The 17,566-nt window shown below is 34.4% G+C and carries 13 protein-coding genes; 7 read left to right on the top strand and 6 right to left on the bottom strand.

From position 1 onward, the window contains the following. Nucleotides 1-72: 72 nt before the first annotated feature. From B0A65_RS18955 to B0A65_RS18940, 4 genes are all read right to left on the bottom strand, one after another. Nucleotides 73-1,710: a glycoside hydrolase family protein gene (locus B0A65_RS18955; protein ID WP_074663537.1), complete on the bottom strand. Its 1,638-nt coding sequence runs from the start codon at nt 1,708-1,710 to the stop codon at nt 73-75. 237 nt (nt 1,711-1,947) lie between these two features. Next, nucleotides 1,948-3,132, bottom strand: a complete 1,185-nt coding sequence (gene uxuA, locus B0A65_RS18950; protein ID WP_074663463.1) for a mannonate dehydratase — start codon at nt 3,130-3,132, stop codon at nt 1,948-1,950. Nucleotides 3,133-3,362: 230 nt separating this feature from the next. Further along, nucleotides 3,363-4,175, bottom strand: coding sequence for an SDR family oxidoreductase (locus B0A65_RS18945; RefSeq protein WP_074663466.1), 813 nt, complete (start codon nt 4,173-4,175; stop codon nt 3,363-3,365). 199 nt (nt 4,176-4,374) lie between these two features. Next, nucleotides 4,375-4,824 (bottom strand): YhcH/YjgK/YiaL family protein, encoded by a 450-nt coding sequence (locus tag B0A65_RS18940; protein ID WP_074663470.1) that lies wholly within the window; start codon nt 4,822-4,824, stop codon nt 4,375-4,377. 209 nt (nt 4,825-5,033) lie between these two features. On the opposite strand from B0A65_RS18940, the gene B0A65_RS18935 reads away from it, so the two are divergent. Next, nucleotides 5,034-6,059: a LacI family DNA-binding transcriptional regulator gene (locus B0A65_RS18935; protein WP_074663473.1), complete on the top strand. Its 1,026-nt coding sequence runs from the start codon at nt 5,034-5,036 to the stop codon at nt 6,057-6,059. A gap of 125 nt (nt 6,060-6,184) precedes the next feature. On the opposite strand, the gene B0A65_RS18930 is transcribed toward B0A65_RS18935, so the two are convergent. Beyond that, nucleotides 6,185-7,354, bottom strand: a complete 1,170-nt coding sequence (locus B0A65_RS18930; protein WP_074663477.1) for a DUF4861 family protein — start codon at nt 7,352-7,354, stop codon at nt 6,185-6,187. 186 nt (nt 7,355-7,540) lie between these two features. On the opposite strand from B0A65_RS18930, the gene B0A65_RS18925 reads away from it, so the two are divergent. The 3 genes from B0A65_RS18925 (at nt 7,541) to B0A65_RS18915 (ending at nt 10,960) form a co-directional block, all read left to right on the top strand. After that, entirely contained in the window at nt 7,541-8,005 is a 465-nt protein-coding gene (locus B0A65_RS18925; protein ID WP_074663480.1) for an NUDIX domain-containing protein, read from the top strand. A 79-nt stretch (nt 8,006-8,084) separates the two neighbouring features. Then, complete coding sequence (locus tag B0A65_RS18920) at nt 8,085-8,723, top strand: HAD family hydrolase (protein ID WP_074663484.1); 639 nt, start codon at nt 8,085-8,087, stop codon at nt 8,721-8,723. Between the two features lie 296 nt (nt 8,724-9,019). Continuing rightward, a complete protein-coding gene (locus B0A65_RS18915) occupies nt 9,020-10,960 on the top strand; it encodes a metallophosphoesterase family protein (protein WP_074663488.1) in 1,941 nt (646 codons plus the stop codon). Nucleotides 10,961-11,142: 182 nt separating this feature from the next. On the opposite strand, the gene B0A65_RS18910 is transcribed toward B0A65_RS18915, so the two are convergent. Further along, entirely contained in the window at nt 11,143-12,204 is a 1,062-nt protein-coding gene (locus tag B0A65_RS18910; RefSeq protein WP_074663492.1) for a phosphatidylinositol-specific phospholipase C1-like protein, read from the bottom strand. Between the two features lie 264 nt (nt 12,205-12,468). On the opposite strand from B0A65_RS18910, the gene B0A65_RS18905 reads away from it, so the two are divergent. The 3 genes from B0A65_RS18905 to B0A65_RS18895 all read left to right on the top strand — a co-directional run bounded on the left by B0A65_RS18905 (nt 12,469) and on the right by B0A65_RS18895 (nt 17,561). Beyond that, nucleotides 12,469-12,993 (top strand): RNA polymerase sigma-70 factor, encoded by a 525-nt coding sequence (locus B0A65_RS18905; RefSeq protein ID WP_074663495.1) that lies wholly within the window; start codon nt 12,469-12,471, stop codon nt 12,991-12,993. A 286-nt stretch (nt 12,994-13,279) separates the two neighbouring features. Beyond that, nucleotides 13,280-14,203, top strand: a complete 924-nt coding sequence (locus tag B0A65_RS18900; protein ID WP_074663499.1) for a FecR family protein — start codon at nt 13,280-13,282, stop codon at nt 14,201-14,203. A 73-nt stretch (nt 14,204-14,276) separates the two neighbouring features. Next, complete coding sequence (locus tag B0A65_RS18895) at nt 14,277-17,561, top strand: SusC/RagA family TonB-linked outer membrane protein (protein ID WP_074663502.1); 3,285 nt, start codon at nt 14,277-14,279, stop codon at nt 17,559-17,561. Nucleotides 17,562-17,566: the final 5 nt, after the last annotated feature.

The following is a 17,566-nucleotide window of genomic DNA, read 5'->3' as shown; positions in this document are numbered from 1 at the left end:
ATCGCTCGGGTCGTGGCTATTTTGTTAAATAAAGTAATCTTTCTAATCTGTGAAATCTGTGGCAAAAACATTTTATTTCAAGCGCTTTTGCAATTGATAATCATACAATGACGGCACTTTATCCAGCGATGTATTTAGAAATTCAATATAGGCATCAGGTTCATATTTAACTTCAAATTCTGCGTTACCGTTTACGCCAATGATTCTCGCAAATGGACCATCTTTCATGCCGTATAATAAAATCGGTTTAGCACTATCAACTACTTTTTCGACCTGAACATTCAGATTCCAAAACGTACTGAAAGGCCCGTGTGACGGTTTCCAATAATCAGCACCGCCGCCGCCAAATAACAGATAACTATTGTTTTTATCCGGATTGATATGCACGGTGATATGGTCGAATAAATTTTGATGATTCGCCCCCGAATGCTGATCTAATAAAGGTTGAGTAAAAATTTCGCAATTCTGATACACATTTTTAGTAGCAAACGTATTGAAGCTCAAAGGATGAACTGTTTTGTTGTAAATTTTAAGGTTCTTTACTAAAATAGTATGTACGCCTCCTAAAGTTACGGTATAATGTGCCATATGCGGTCCATCAGTCACAATATCCTGAATCGTAACGTTGGCATCTTCTTCTGCTAAAATTCCGCTGTCTGAATTTGTAATGACTATATCTTTAACCCAACTATTAAATAAACGTGTTAAAAAGATCGCGTTATTTCCTGGTTCAACATGATGTGCGACTCTCGGAATATCAGGAAATGTAAAACGAATGTGTTCAATGCCTACTTCCTCTAAATGTTTCCACTCCACCAGTTGCGCCTGATAACTTGGTTTTACAGCAATAGTCAAAGGAGTTTTGATCGTAATTTTTGAGTTTGAAATTTTAGTGATTTCAACTTGTTGTCTCACGATTGGCAATTTTGGAAAGTTCCAGTGATGCGATCCCGGTTTTACAGAAGCTCCTTTATATAAATCTTTAATGATTTCGCCATTTTCGCCATCTTTATTAAATAATTGAAGTTCGACTATATCGCCAACTTTCAATCCTTTTACGGCAGAAACAGTAATGACATGTTCGCCCATATTTCCCGAACTCACTTTTGCCAATACATTGGGAATTGGTTCGTATTTATCCAGATAAGATTTCACACGTTCACCAGGAACCTGCGTCCAGATAAAACCACCAGACCAGGCATATTGCGAAAAAGACAAGTCAATATTATTTTCGGCTTCCCGTTGTCTTTTATCAAAAGTGGTCAGGTATTCACGAAGTTCTGCAAGCGATTCCGGATTTTTAAGATACATCATCGGTCTTGGGCAATAAATTTCGGTGCCGTTTTCTCCGGAACCAGTACCCCGAAGAACGAAATTACTTCTTTCGATGTATAAAATATCACTTAGAATAATGCGACCCGCAGGCAATTGCAGAATTACATTTCCTTCTGTAGAAGTTGCTGCTTTTATGGCTTTCAATAAAGCTTTAGAATCGTCTAAAGCATCATTTGCTTTTACGCCAAAATCTGTAGCGTTAATAATTTTCCCTGTTACTTCCGGAATTTGGCTTTCGCCGAAATGATAGCCAGCATAACTAAAATCAGGCAGATAATTTGCTTTTGAATCGGTAAGTATTTTTGGTGTTTGTTGCGCCATTAAAATACTATTTACAAAAAGACTGCAACAAATAATAATGGTTTGACGCTTCATGGTTTTGTGGTTATTTTGGTTAGTTAGTTTGTGATCTGCCACGAAGGCACTAAGGCTCAAAGTTTTTTGTTTCTCGCAGATTTTGCAGATTTGAGCAGATTTAATTAAATAACTGTAGCAAATAATAATCTGCGCACATCTGCTTAAATCTTTTTAAATCTGCGTGAAATAAGTATTTTAATCTTTTAATCTGTGGCTTAAAAAAACTTCGTGTCTTAGTGCCTTAGTGGCAAAAATTTAAACAGTTCGTATAATCCCCATTTCAAGCCCTCGTAATTCGGCTAAACCTCTTAAACGCCCGATTGCTGAGTAACCCGGATTTGTTTTTTTATTCAAATCGTCCAGCATTTGGTGCCCGTGATCCGGACGCATTGGCAACGTACTGTTATTTCTTTTTTCGACTTCGATAATGGCTTTTACCACTTCATACATATCAACATCGCCTTCCAGATGATTGGCTTCGTAGAAACTTCCTTCTGCATCTCTTTGCGTGCTTCTTAAATGAATAAAGTTCATTTTATCACCGTGGCGTCTTACGATTCCAGGTAAATCATTATCCGCTCTAACACCGTACGAACCCGTACACATGGTAAATCCGTTTGATTTAGAAGGAGCAGCATTCATCAATTCCATTAAATCTTCTTCTGTACTCACAACTCTCGGTAAACCTAAAATAGGGTAGGGAGGATCGTCTGGATGAATGGCCATCAAAACACCTTTACTCTCCGCAACCGGAATAATTTCTTTCAGGAAGAAAAAGAGATTTTCTTTTAAAGCTTGTCTGTCAATATGATTGTATCCGCTTAAAGTGACCAGAAAATCCTCTACAGAATACGCTTCTTCAGCACCAGGAAGTCCTGCTAAAATGTTTTGCTGTAATTTTACTTTATCAGCATCAGTCATTGCTTCAAAGTATTTCGACGCTTTTTCAATTTGTTCTGCTGAATATTCTTTTTCAGCTCCCGGTCTTTTCAAAATAAACAATTCAAAGGCCGCAAAAGCATTAATATCAAAGCGCAAAGCTTTTGATCCGTCTTTTACTTCAAAAGATAAATCAGTTCTTGACCAATCCAGAACCGGCATGAAATTATAGCAAACGCATTTTATTCCGCATAATGCCAGATTTAAAATACTTTCTTTATAATTTTCAATGTATTGAAGATAATTTCCTGTTTGTTTTTTGATGTCTTCGTGAACGGGAATACTTTCTACAACTGACCATGTCAAGCCAGAAGCACCTTTTTTAGGATCTCCGTTTTCGTGTTCAATTTCGACTTTTCTTTTGATGATTTCTTCAATTTCCCATACTTGTCCGTTCGGAATATGGTGTAATGCTGTAACAATTCCGGTAGCACCAGTTTGTTTAATATCTTGTAAAGAAACCGGATCATTTGGTCCGAACCATCTTAATGTTTGTTCCATTTTATTTGTTTTTTATCATTCCTGCAAGGTTTTCGAAACGTTGTAGGTATTTATTATTTTTTTCAGGAGCTAATTCCCGCTATCCGTTGTAGACGAAGTTCACTGAACTCCAATTAAAATAAAAATTAAGTGAAGTAATCTTTTATTCTGAACCCCAGAATAAAAGGATTTCCACTTCTATCGGGGCTAGGGCAATCATTTTCATAAGAACATTTCCAGCTAATTCAATTTTAAATACTTGTAGCGGCAAATCCACCGTCGACAACTATTATTGTTCCAGTGACAAACTTAGACATGTCGCTGCATAAAAATAAAAGCGCGCCGTCAATATCTTCCGGTTTTCCAAATCTTCCCATAGGAGTATGATCGATAATTTTTTCACCTCTTGGTGTTAAGTTACCGTCCGGAGTTAACAACAATGCTCTGTTTTGTTCTCCAATAAAAAAGCCTGGCGAAATGGCGTTTACACGAATTCCTTCTCCATATTTAGAAGCCAGTTCAACCGATATCCATTTGGTGAAATTGTCAATCGCCGCTTTTGCAGCCGAATAACCAACCACTCTTGTTAAAGGTCTTTGTGCAGATGTTGACGAAATATTGATAATATTTCCTTCTTTTTGTTTTGCAAAAAGTTCAGAAAAAACTTGTGACGGAAGCATAGTTCCAATGATATTCAAATCGACTACTTGCTGTAAATCATTTGTTTTCATGTCATAAATCGCCTGATCAGGTTGTATCGTTGCTCCCGGCATATTTCCTCCTGCAGCATTGATCAAAATATCAAGACGACCATATTTTTCAACAATAAGATCTTTGGCTTTTTCCAGTTCTTCTTTGTTTAAAACATTGGCCTGAACAGCAAAAGCTTTTCCGCCATTGCTTTCTATAGCAGCTACCGTTTTATTGGCTTTTTCAATAGATTGAGATACAATTCCGACGATTACACCTTGTTTGGCTAATACGTTTGCAAAATTGCTTCCCAACACACCCGCGCCACCGGTAATAAGAGCAATTTTTCCTTCAAGATTAAATATTGAATTCATGTTTGATTTTTATGATTATATATTTTTAAGTACCAATAGGCTTAAATTTAAGGTTTAGTTTTTAGGACAAATTCCAAATTTTAAATCCCAAACTTTAAAATAAAATTCAAATTTTAAAATTCCAAATTCCAACTTCAAGTTTAAAAAATTGGAATTTGGAATTTCTTTTTTTATTGGAATTTAAAAGATTTGAATTTTTTTAAATCTTTACCTTAATTACAATTTTCTTTAACATCCCTTCGCCAATCATGGCAGCGTGAACATCTGTAGGGAATAAAATAGCAAACTGTCCTTCCTGCAATTCAAAATACATATCCGGTTTGTCATGGAAAAAACGAACATCTCGTTCTTCGCTGTATTCACCATTTGGACTTACACATTTCTCTCTCGGTTTCCATGCAAAAGTTTCAGGTCCTTTAAGTGAAATCTGAATATCGATATTCTGATCATGACATTCAAAACCTTTGATACTTTCTTCTCTGGTAGTTCCTTCTCCGGAAATCACGATTACTTTTAAACCTTCTGCAATTTCAAATGCACCATCTTCAAGATTTATTAAATCATTTTGACTTAAATAATCGAAGGCTTTTTTGAAATTGGGATGTAAGCCGGAATATTTTCCCGCATTACTTAAAACATCTATAATCATATTTTAAATTTTCTATTTGGTTTTTTTGTGAGGGTATTTATTTTAATATGCAAACAAATTATTGTTTTGTATGTAAATTATGTAATTTTACGTGTACGCACACGGGCTTTTACAAATGTATATAAAAAGTTAAGTAAAACAACTTATCTTTACCTAAAAAAAATAATTTTACGCAGTTTCAAAATCGTTTTAACTTAAAAAGTAAGAATATCATAACAATTAAAAAAATAGCAGCATTAGCCAATGTTTCACCCGGAACTGTGGATAGAATTATTCATAATCGAGGACAGGTAGCGCAGGAAAATGTTGATAAAGTAAATGCTATTATCGAACAATACGGTTATAAGCGTAATATTTTGGCGAGTAATCTGGCATTAAATAAAAAGTTTCGTTTTGCTGTTTTCCTGCCTAAATATGAAAATATAGAATATTGGAAAAGTCAAATTATCGGAATTGAAAAGGCTGCTGTCGAGTTTGGGAAATTCGGCGTTGTACTGGACTATTTTTTCTATGATTTTAATGTTGCTTCTTTTAAGGAATCAGTTGAAAAAGTTTTGAATTTTGATTGTGACGGCTTATTATTTGCTCCTATTTTTTATGAAGAATCGGTTCGGTTTTTAAATGAGTATGAAAAGAAAAACATTCCGGTTGTTATGATCGATTCTAATATTTCAAGTGATGCAGAACATGCCTATGTAGGGCAGGATGCTTTTCAGAGCGGTTATCTGGCCGGAAGACTGATTAGCTTTGCCGTAAATAATGAAAGACAGGTTCTGATTTTCAAAATTACCCGTGAAATAGAAAGCACTTCAGTTTACCTGCAACGCATTGACGGTTTTTATTCTTTTTTTAAAGATCATCATGAATTGACCAATTTTAAATTTTCAGAAGTTACCATCAAAGATTCCGGGATTGATCAGTTATGCCTGGAAATGTTTGCCGGAATAAACAGCGTTTTTGTACCGAATTCGAGAGCTTATATTGTAGCACGGTTTTTAGAACAGAATCATATTAAAGGTGTCCGAATTATTGGTTACGATTTATTAAAAGAAAATATAGAATATTTAAACAAAGGAATAATTGATTTTCTGATTAACCAAAGACCTGAAGAACAAGGTTATATGGCGGTGAATCATTTGTACAAGAAATTGGTTTTACAAGAAAAAGTAGAAAGCACTCATTATATTCCGTTGGAAATTATTCTGAAAGAGAATTATTTTCCGGCGAGAAAGTAAAAGTGTTTCACGCAGATTTTGGCAGATTTAAGCAGATTAAAAATGATTTTTATTTTATCTGCAATTTGATAAAACTAAAATCTGCACCTATCTGCTTAAATCGGTCAAAATCTGCGTGAAATAAACTATTTCTTCACCTTAACAATAAGCGGATTATTTACCTTTTTAGCAAAAGAACTCAAATACGTTTCCCATTCTGTTTTCGTTTGAAACGGGCTTCCTTTTTTCCATCCAAAACCGGCAAAATAGACCACTTTATTGTCTTTCACTTTTAAGTTTCCGTACAGGTTACTTAAGTCTTTTTCGTTGGTAACATAATTGTCAAAACTGATTAAGGTGTTTTTTGGCGCAACCAGTCCCATCCCAATTTCAGAATCGTCTATTGGTTCCCAATGACTAAGCCAGCCTTCTTTAAGATTGGTTCCTATTGTTCCTTTATTATCATGAAGTGTCAATCCGGCAGCAATGGTTTTTGTGCCTGCAATTGTGATTTCGAATCGTGATAAATAACTTCCGTAATCCAGACTAATAAGTTTCGATTCGGTTATTTTGTTGCCATTGGCATCCCAATCGGCATAGGTTAAAATAAAACTCGTTCTGATTGGACCGGTTGTGATCGTTTTCCAGCTGATGAAATTCTTTGAGAAATAATATTTCCCATCACTATTTACTGCAATTCCGCCAATTCCACGACTGGGACCAACCTGAAAATTATCTAAACCTTCACCAGTATCTTTATGATAAGATCCGGTTCCTGAAACGGTTTTTTCGTACCATTTATCAATAATAGGATATTCAACTCTTTTTAGCCACGCATCGATTCCGCTGGTTAAAGTTCCGCCCGGAATTTTGTCTTCCACCATTTTTTGCGCCACCGGACCGTAAGTTCTAAAAGCCACTTTATTGTTTTCCCAGGCATAATCGTCAGTTCTTTCAGGAACAAATCTAGAATAACAATTGCTGTTTTTTATTGCCGATGAATGCGCTGCCGAAACAATTTCAAATTCTTTTTGGGAAGATGCACTTATTTTCGGCTGAAACAATAAAACATCCATAATTCCGTCGCCATCGTTATCTACAGTCTGGCTTTCAAGAACTAAATTCGTGTTTTTTTCTTTCACGGCAAATTCTTCCAGTTTGACGGAATTTGATAATCCGAGTGCTATCTTAGTTAGTTCAACTGTTTCAAACTCTCTTTCGACAGCTAAAGAATTGGTAATTATAATGAACTTGTTTTGTGAATGAAGCGCAAAGCTACTTGCGAGGATTGTGGTTAACAGAATATGTTTTTTCAAAATATAGGAGGTTTAATTTCAGTAATTATATTTGTTCTGATGAAAGTCTAAATTTACGAATCAATTTTTGAACATAAGTACAGAATGAGAGCAAATATGTACAATCAGATGGTTATTAAAAGATTTTAATGTGCTTAAATTTCTTTCAAAATAGTATCTTTATTGCTGGAAATCAATACTTTTCTTATGAAACAAAGCGCTGGCATATTACTCTACAAGTTTATTGATTGTACTATTTATTTTTTATTGGTGCATCCCGGAGGACCATTTTGGAAAAATAAAGATTTAGAAAGCTGGTCTATCCCTAAAGGTGAATTTACAGACGATGAAGATCCTCTGGAAGCTGCAAAACGTGAGTTTCGGGAAGAAACTAGTTTTGATTTGGAAGGCGATTTTATAGCACTGGAATCGGTTAAACTTAAATCAGGAAAAACAGTTTTTGCCTGGGCAGTAGAATTTGATATTGATGTTGCTTTGGTAAAAAGTAATGAATTTGAAATGGAATGGCCACCAAAATCAGGAACAATGAAAAGTTTTCCTGAAATAGATAAAGCCGAATGGTTTCAAACCGCAGAAGCCTTAAAAAAAATCAATCCTGCTCAGGCTGATTTTATAGTTCAGATCATTTCAAAAATTTCGACTTCTCTTTAAATCCCAACCTCTTTTTATAAAATATTTTGTAATTTACATTTATTGAAAATAATGATATTTAAAAAAGTAATAATAAAGTATGGAAGTTAAATGTATAATCTTCGATTGTGATGGCGTTCTTGTAGATACAGAAAAGATAGGTAATGAAATTCTGCTTTCAATGGCTGCAGAACACGGTTTCGAAATGAAAATTGAAGATGCTTATAGTAATTTTAATGGCCGAAATTTAAAAGAATGTTTCTTGCATGTTGAGAATTCCATCGGCAAAAAACTTCCGGATAACTTTGAATCTGAATATAGAGAAAGAAGCTTTGAGGCCTTTGAAACTCAGGTTAAACCAATGGAAGGTGTTGTCGCGTTTATCGAAAAATTAAAAATTTCGTATTGTGTCGCTTCTAGCGGTCCGGTTGAAAAAATTAGACTGAATCTTGAAGTGGCAGGTTTACTGGATAAATTTGAAGGTAAAATATTTAGCGCTTATCAAATTGATAGTTGGAAACCTGATCCCGGTATTTTTTTATTTGCAGCAAAACAAATGGGTTTTGATGTTAAAGATTGTATTGTGGTTGAAGACAGTAAAGCCGGAGTGAAAGCCGGAATAAGCGGTGGTTTTAAAGTGTATGGTTTTGCAAACGGTTTTAATAATGAAGATTTAGAAAAGGAAGGTGCTACACTTTTTAATAGTTATGAAGAACTAAAAGAACTTTTAAAATTTTAGGTTGAATAAAATGTAATTTAACCGCAAGGTACGCAATGAATTACGCAAAGTTCGCAAAGCTTTTTATTGACAAAGCTTTGCGAACTTTACGTTTTATAAAACCTTTACTATAAGTCTTCGCGCTCTTTGCGTAAATCTTTGCGCTCTTTGCGGTTAAATTTTTGCGTTAAATTAGTTCTACATCAAAAATTATCATTCGATAACAATAGGTTAAAGGCATTTGAGATTTTTAGATATAAAATTGCATGTTCTTTTTATGATTGCGCCACTTCATAAATCCTTTAAATTTTAACCTAATGAACTTAAAAAATACAGCTTATAAAACCTCTTTTATAATGCTACTCTCTATTTTGTTGAATTGTACTATTTCTGCTCAAAATTCAAAGAATCTCAATGGTACGCAAATTGCTTTTTTATCTGATGTACACTTGCAGGATCTATTCGGAAACTTTTCAGATAATGATTATAAAGGTATTCTGAATCCAAAGACCGGACAATATACTTTGATTCGAACAATGGCTTCTCAATTGCATTCAACCCGAATTTTTAATGAAAATTATTTTGCCTTCATAGCCGCTTTGGAGGATATCGCAAAGCGAAAAATAAAATATGTTGCACTTCCCGGAGATTACACAGATGACGGTCAGCCCATTCACGTTCGCGGATTGCAGAAAATTCTGGATCAATACAGCAAAAAATACGGCATTGAATTTTTTATCACAACAGGAAACCACGATCCTGTTGGGCCATTTGCGCAAGATTCAGGCAAAGAAGATTTTCTTGGAAAAGACGGAAAAAGTCAACCCATTTATAGCAAAGACGGCCTTTATAAGCCCAATTTAAGTACCGAACAGCCTGTAGTTGTAACAGCCGATATTGCCAAAATGGGTTATTTAGGAATCACGAACGGTTTAAAAGATTTTGGTTTTTATCCGAATAAAAAATACAAGTTTTGGGCGACTCCATTTTCTACTTACAACAGTCAGAATTATAGTTTTGAAAAAGCTTCTGAAGCCGCTTTATTATCAAACCGGATTTATAATGTTACGCCAGGTTACGAAGTTCCGGATGTGAGTTATGTCGTGGAGCCAATCGACGGACTTTGGTTAATGGCTATTGATGGGAATGTATATATTCCGAAGAAAAATGACGGTGATCCGAAAGACCCTAAAAATTATTCAGAAGCAAGTACGGGTTATAATAATGTACTTTCGAACAAAAAACATCTTATAAAATGGGTGGAACAAATTTCGGCGGAAGCCAAAAAACAAGGCAAAACTTTAATCGCTTTCAGTCATTTCCCGATGATTGATTTTAATGATGACGCTTCCGCGGAAATAAAGGAATTGCTTGGACCAAATAAATGGCAATTAAACAGAGTTCCGGTTGAAGAAGTAGCGAAGACTTTTGCAGATGCCGGATTGAAAATTCATTTTGGCGGACATATGCATATTAATGATACTGGCATTCGCACTACGGAAAAAGGAAATACTTTGGTAAATATTCAAACGCCGTCTTTAGCAGCTTATATTCCGGCTTATAAATTATTGACGATTAAAAAAGATAATGTAGTCGATATTCAAACGATCACAATTGACGACGTCCCAAGATACAATGAACTTTTTGATTTGTACAAAATGGAATATCAGTTTCTGCAAAATCAGCAAACAAAAGACATTTGGAATATCGATATTCTAAAAACGAAAAATTATCATGATTTCACTGATTTTCATTTGAAAGAACTGGTTCGTTTGCGTTTTTTATCAGACGATTGGCCTTCTAATTTTAAAGATTTTTTCCTAAAACTTTCTGCGCAGGATTTATTGGTTTTGGTGAGCGTTCAATCTGACAAAGATTTTGATGAAGTTTTGAAAAGCAAAGAAAGATTTCAAAAGGAATGGAGTGAAGCACAAATTAAATCGGCTCAATATTTAAAAGAAAACAAACTCAAAAAAGAAGATTTTAATTGGACGGGCTACGATTTATTGGTTGATTTTTATCGCTTCAGAAGTGCCGATGAATTGGCTTTAGTAGATGTTGGAACTGAAAGAGCAAAACAGTATAAAATCTTATCTCAACTATTTTTTGAAAATCATAAACAGGATACATCAAAAGAAAAAGCTTTGCAAAATCAAATGCGATTGTTTTTAATCATCTTCAATAAATTCATGCATGAAGTCCCGGCAGATCATTTTACTGTTGATTTGAAGAGTGGTGTGATTACTAGATTGAAGTAATTTAACCGCAAAGGGCGCAAAGTTTTTTTTGCTTTAGATTGTCTTTAGAAAACGCAAAGTTCGCAAAGCTTTGTCAATTATAGCTTTGCTCCCGATAGCTATCGGGATTGTAACTCTTTGCGAACCTTGCGGTTAAAATTTTACTCATTTCAAAACTGAAAACTGTCACTGAGACTGAAAACTTATTTAGCCCCATTAACAGGATCAACTCTCACATAAGTTCCGTCATCATATTTTATCTGATAAGGAGAATTGAAGAAAGTACTTGGTAAATAATAATCAGTTGTGATGATTTGTGCTCCTGAATTTTTCGCTGCTTCAAAGTGGGAGTAATCATTTTTGCGCGCTTCTTTCGTATCTGAATCGGCTCTGGTTCTGATGATGTAACCTTTTTTAACTAAATCAGCAATTTGAGGATCTTCAGAATTGTTTCTGAATAAAGTCGCTGCTTCTGGTTTTCCTGGTTCAGCATTGATGAAAACAGCGCGTCCTTTTAGAGAAGGATGATTCAAGGCATACAAATCTCTTTTGGCTCCGTTGTTATCCAAAATAAATAAGAATTTGCCTTTTGCTTTTTTCAATGTTGGCCAATTGTTATTCAAAACCGCTTCTTCCAAAGTTTTGTATTTGCCACGTACCATGTCTGGCGTGATTAATTTATTTCCTAAACCTTTGCGAAGTTCTTTATCTAAAGCATCAAACAATTCAGGTGTAAATTTCTCCGCTTTTGTACCTAAGTAGCTGTCGTCATCTTTTGGTTCTAAAGTAATAAAAACCGGAACGTGATCCGGATTGGCATCAGACCATTTTTTTAATTCGGCAAGACAACTTTGAAGCGTGTATACTGAGGTTCTAAAATCAATATCGATCATATGAAAAACTTTAAAACCTGGTTTTTTCATTTCTCCATTTGGATCATAAGCTTCTTCAGATTTTGCAAGGTCCAGACCTTTTGGATGCGCAAATTTTCCGCCTTTAGTATCTGCCTGAACATCAATTTCAAGATTTCTTAAACCTTTATTTAATTGGTCTGTAAGTGGAATATGAGTGTACTGCAAACCTTTTAAAGACCGGCTTGTGTCTTTGGCCTGAATAAAATTGTATAAATCAGTTTCAATCGCGTGACGGTAACTGTTATGAGAACCAATAACCTGAATTTGATTGATCTTTAGATTGTCATTTTGTGCCTGAACGCTGCTGTTTATAGCGCCGGCAAGAAATAAGGTGAACAGAATTTGTTTCATGATGTATGGGTGTAAAAAGTGTGACTAGATTTGGGGACACATCAAAAGAGAGCACTTTTTAGAGAGCACTAAATTAAAAGCAGTTTTTGAATTTTATGTTAGTTTAAGAAAAAGAAATCGCAAACCGATTGTCATTTTTGATGTAAAATAGTAGTATTTATACAGCAAAAAAATTCATTATTTAATTTAAAGTTAACCTTCAGACAAAAAACTTTGGTATAACATTTTATTATTTTACATCACCAAACACTACCAAAATTGACTATGAAGAATCCTGAAATTTTTGAAAAAACGTATAACGAATACTGGAAAAAGCTCAATGCTTTTTCGTATACGATGACTCAGGATAAAGACTTGGCGCAGAACATTGTTCAGGATGTTTTTATTGATTTATGGGAGCGAAAAGACGATTTGAATATTAATGCAATCGAACCATATTTATTTCGTGCCGTAAAAAATCAGGTTTTCAAACATTATCAAAATAATCGCTTTGACAAGACCATTCTTGAAGATCAGTTTGAAGATTATGTTATTGATAATTTCGCTTCAATCGATCCTGAATTAATGGATTTACTTTATTCCTTATTAGATAAACTTCCGGAGAAACGAAAAGAAGTTTTATTGATGTACAAATTTCAGGACATGTCGATCGATCAGATTGCAGATGAACTCGGAATTTCAAAACAAACGGTTAAAAATCAAATTTCTTCTGCCTTAAAACAACTGAGAGAAGGCTTAAAAGACCTTGCCTGGCTAGCTCCATTCATTATTTTGCATCAAAAGTTTTAAGATAACTTTCCGTTGATGTTTTCATAATATTTCCCGATAGTACGATTTCATGATTCTGGTACTTACTTGTAATAATAACCTGTTAGGGTAATTAGCAATTTTTTGTTTAAACACATAGAAACATAGATTTTTCTTTTAGAAGAGGAGAATTTTAAAAAACTAGTTTTCACACATAGCTATACGTAAAACGCTATGTTTTTTAAAGCAAGTGAAACGCCTTTAGTGAGTGAAAAAAACTATGTCTCTATGTGTTAAAAAATTACGCCAACATGGACCAACAAATAGTATGATAAAAAGAATCAAACATAGTTTAGAACATCTAATCGATAAAAGTTCGAGAAATAAAACTTCAATAGCAGAAGAAAATCTATTAAATGATTTCGCTTTTGACCAATATCAAAATTCAAAATGGAATGAAACTGCGATGGGAAATCCTGATGAAGTTTCTCAACATATATATGAAGGAATTCAACTTCGAATAGGAAAGAAGAGAAGCTTCAATCCTTATTTAAAATACATGGCCGCTGCCAGTATTCTTTTTCTTGTTGGTTTGGGATTTTTTTTCAAACCAGGTTTTTCAACAGAAAAGCAATTAACATTTAAAACGTTAGATAGCCCCAAATCTATCCAATTAAATGATGGCTCGAAAATTTATCTGGCAGCAAATTCTATATTTCAATATCCCGAAAAATTTTTAGGAGAAGAAAGAAAAGTTTCGCTATTAAAAGGAAATGCATTTTTTGAAGTAGCCAAAGACAAAAAGCATCCTTTTATAATTACTTCAGGCGAAATAAAGACGAGAGTGGTTGGAACTTCATTTCACATTCAGTTATCTAAATCAAAATGTGAAGTGATTGTTGTAACCGGAAAAGTAAATGTTACTTCAAAAGGGCAAAGTGTTGATCTGGTTCCGAATGAAGAAGCGCTGTTTACAGCTCAAAAATTAACCAAACAACTGGCAGACAAATCCTATTTAGTGAATTGGTACAACACCGATGTCACACTAAATCAAACCACTCTTAAACAAGTTATCACAATTTTACAATATAAATACGGAGTTTCATTTCAGTATGATAATGCACACGTATTAGCAATGCCTTTAACGGTATTCATTAAGAAGGACGCATCATTAGAGAATGTTTTAGAACAAATTAATTATATCACAAACCTAAAATTTAAAGTTTATGGCGAAATAGTAAAAGTGGATTAAAAACAAAAAAGCAGTTGCTGAGAACAACTGCGATTAATAATTAAGTATCGATAAAAAACCAATAACTTAAATCATGTATTTTAAACTTTCCTATTTAAATCTAAAAAGAATTGTCTTTTTAGTAATGGCGTTAATGGCCATTCAAAATGGTTACAGTACAACTAATTTCCTAGAAAATTCAAAAGTAAAAAATAAAATAGAAAAAGCTACACTTGTTTCTATTTTTTCAAAATTAAGCCAACAAACCGATTATAAATTTAGCTACGGGCAAGCTATTATTGCTGATAATACGGTTTACACGGTAAATTATACAAACGAATCGATTGCACTAATTTTAAGTGATCTTTCTAAAAAAGCTAATTTCAATTATAATATTAATGGAAAATTAGTTTTAATTCAGAAAACAGCTGCTCCAAAAGCGACAACTCAAACAGCGGTTGACAGAATTAAGGTAAAAGGAAAAATTGTTGATGAAAACAAAGTGCCAATTCCTGGTGCAACGATCATGGAAACGAGTTCTTCAAACGCTACAGTAACCAATTTTGATGGTGAATTTGAAATTACAGTTGGAGAAGGTAAAACGATCCAGGTTTCTTACATGGGTTATAAAACAAAAACTTTGGCTGCACAAAATGGGTTTATGACTATTCAGTTGGAGCCAAATACAGCAGAATTAGCAGAGGTTTTAGTTGTAGGTTACGGTAAACAATCTAAAAAAGATGTTACGGGAGCTGTTACGCAATTAGAAGCAGCAAACTTTAAACAGGGTATTTCAACTTCTCCAGATCAATTATTACAAGGAAAAGTAGCTGGTGTTCGTGTGGTGAGTACAAGTGGTGAGCCGGGAGCGGGCGTAAATGTTACGATTCGTGGAGTTGGTTCTATCAGAAGCGGAAGTACACCTTTGTTTGTAGTTGACGGAGTGCCATTGTCTAATGATGATGTAAGCCCTGGTGCTAGTAATGTAGGTTTTGGAAGTTCGCAGGCCAAAAATCCTTTGAACTTTTTGAACAATAGCGATATCGAATCGATTACTGTTCTTAAAGATGCTTCGGCAGCGGCAATTTACGGTGCGAGAGGATCTAATGGGGTAGTTTTGGTAACGACTAAAAAAGGATCTAAAGGTGAAGGAACTTTGACTTTTGATTCTTATACCGGAATTTCGAATGTTGCCAATAAATTAGATGTTTTAAATGCTGACCAATACAGAAAAGCGATTAAAGATCCGGCGTTTGATCATGGTGGAAACACAGATTGGCAGGATGTAATTTACAGAACAGCTATTACAACAAATAACTCACTGGCTTTTTCTAAACAAACAGAAACAGGAAATTATTATGCTTCTGCTGCGCAAATGAATCAGGAAGGGATTATCAGAAACAGTAATTTCAAACGTATGTCGGGTAGAATTAATGCAGCCGAATCATTTTTGGATAACAAACGTCTGAAAGTAAAATTGAATCTTACAGCGAGTGAAACTAAAGATGACGGAGTTCCAACGAGTGATGACGGAGGTTCTAACGGACAATTGATCGTTCATACTTTAATGGCGAATCCAACAAGATCTGTTTTTGATGCCAACGGAAAGTACACTAACTTTAATATGAACGCACATTACAATCCAGCTTATTTATTAAGTATTTATGATGACCAGACGCGTACATTAAGAGTTTTGGCCAATTTAGAAGCATCATTGCGAATTGTTGACGGACTGGAGTATAAATTGAATATTGGTTTTGACCGTTCTGCAGCAGAAAGAAATACTACAATTTATCCAAACTTAACCGATTTAAATCCTAAAGGAAAATACGTTCAGAATAATCTGGATTCAAGAAACTCTTTGATCGAGCATTATTTGACTTACAATTTGTTATTAGACAAACATAAATTTGAAGCTTTAGGTGGATTTTCGTATCAAAAGTTTGAAAGATCAGGAACAAGTTTTAGTATTGACGGAATTACAAATCAGGGAGTTGGTGTGCCACCTTCTATCAATCCTGGATTTGCAGGAACACAATCAGGCGTTTCAGGATATGCACAGGAAAACGAATTGCAGTCTTATTTTGGAAGAGTAAATTATACTTTCAATAACAAATATCTTTTAACTGCTTCGATGAGAGCGGACGGTTCAACTCGTTTTGGAGAAAATAACAAATACGGTTACTTTCCGTCAGCTGCTTTGGGTTGGAATATCTCTAAAGAAAAATTCTTAGAAAATGCAACGGCTGTTAGTAATTTAAAATTAAGATTAAGCTGGGGACAAACCGGAAATCAGGAAGTAGAGAATAAAATTACTCAGGCAAGTTATTCATTGGCAGGTGCTGACGGATATTATTTATATAACGATTTGAATTTGGTAAACGGAGTATCAGTAAACAGAACACCAAATCCAGATTTAAAATGGGAAGTTGTAACACAATACAATGCTGGTTTAGATTTTAGTTTTTGGAAAGACAAATTCTACGGAACTTTAGATTATTTCAACAAAACAACAACAGATGCCATTTTGAATGTACCTTCTCAGGCATTGAGTCCAACCACTACAATCTGGACCAATATTGACGGAAAAATAATCAATACCGGCTTTGAGTTTATGCTTGGATCTAAATTAATTGATAAAAAAGATTTCTCCTGGAGCATTGATATGAACGGTGCAACTTTAGATAACAAAATTGAAGATTTACCAGTTTCAGAAATTTTAACCGGAACCATTTCAGGGCCAGGACAATCAGGAGTAAATGCTAATATTTACAAAAGTGGTTATGCTGCAGGATCTTTCTATTTGTTACAACATACAGGTTTTGATGCAAACGGAGCGAATGTCTTTAAAGATCAAAACGGAGACGGAAAAATTGACAACAGCGACAGGGTGATTATTGAAGGAGCCTTGCCAACTTTTTATTACGGATTTAATAGCGATATAAGATACAAAAACTTTACGTTCTCTTTCTCAATCATTGGTCAGACCGGAGGGTATTTATTAAATAATACAGGGTTAAACGCATTAAACATAAACAACTTAGCTTCTGACAGAAACGTGGCTACAGGATATTATGAGTCGGGTGCAAATGCTACAAACTCGCCAATTTTATCGACACTTTTCTTAGAAAAATCAGATTTCATCCGATTGAATACGGCTCGTGTTGGATATAATTTCGATTTAAAAGGAATGAACTGGATCAATGGATTGACACTTTATGTTACAGGACAAAACTTAATTACAATTACCAATTACTCAGGTTATGATCCTTTAATCAACAGTCCAAAATCAAACGGAGGAAATCAATCTATAGGTATTGATTATGCTAGTTATCCAACTTCCAGAACGTTCAGTTTTGGAGCAACTTTAAAATTATAATTATT

The organism is Flavobacterium frigidimaris, from assembly GCF_002217275.1.
GTDB classification, from domain to species: Bacteria; Bacteroidota; Bacteroidia; order Flavobacteriales; family Flavobacteriaceae; genus Flavobacterium; species Flavobacterium aquidurense.
Note: the sequence above shows the minus strand (reverse complement) of the source record. Positions and strands in the feature narration are given on the sequence as shown.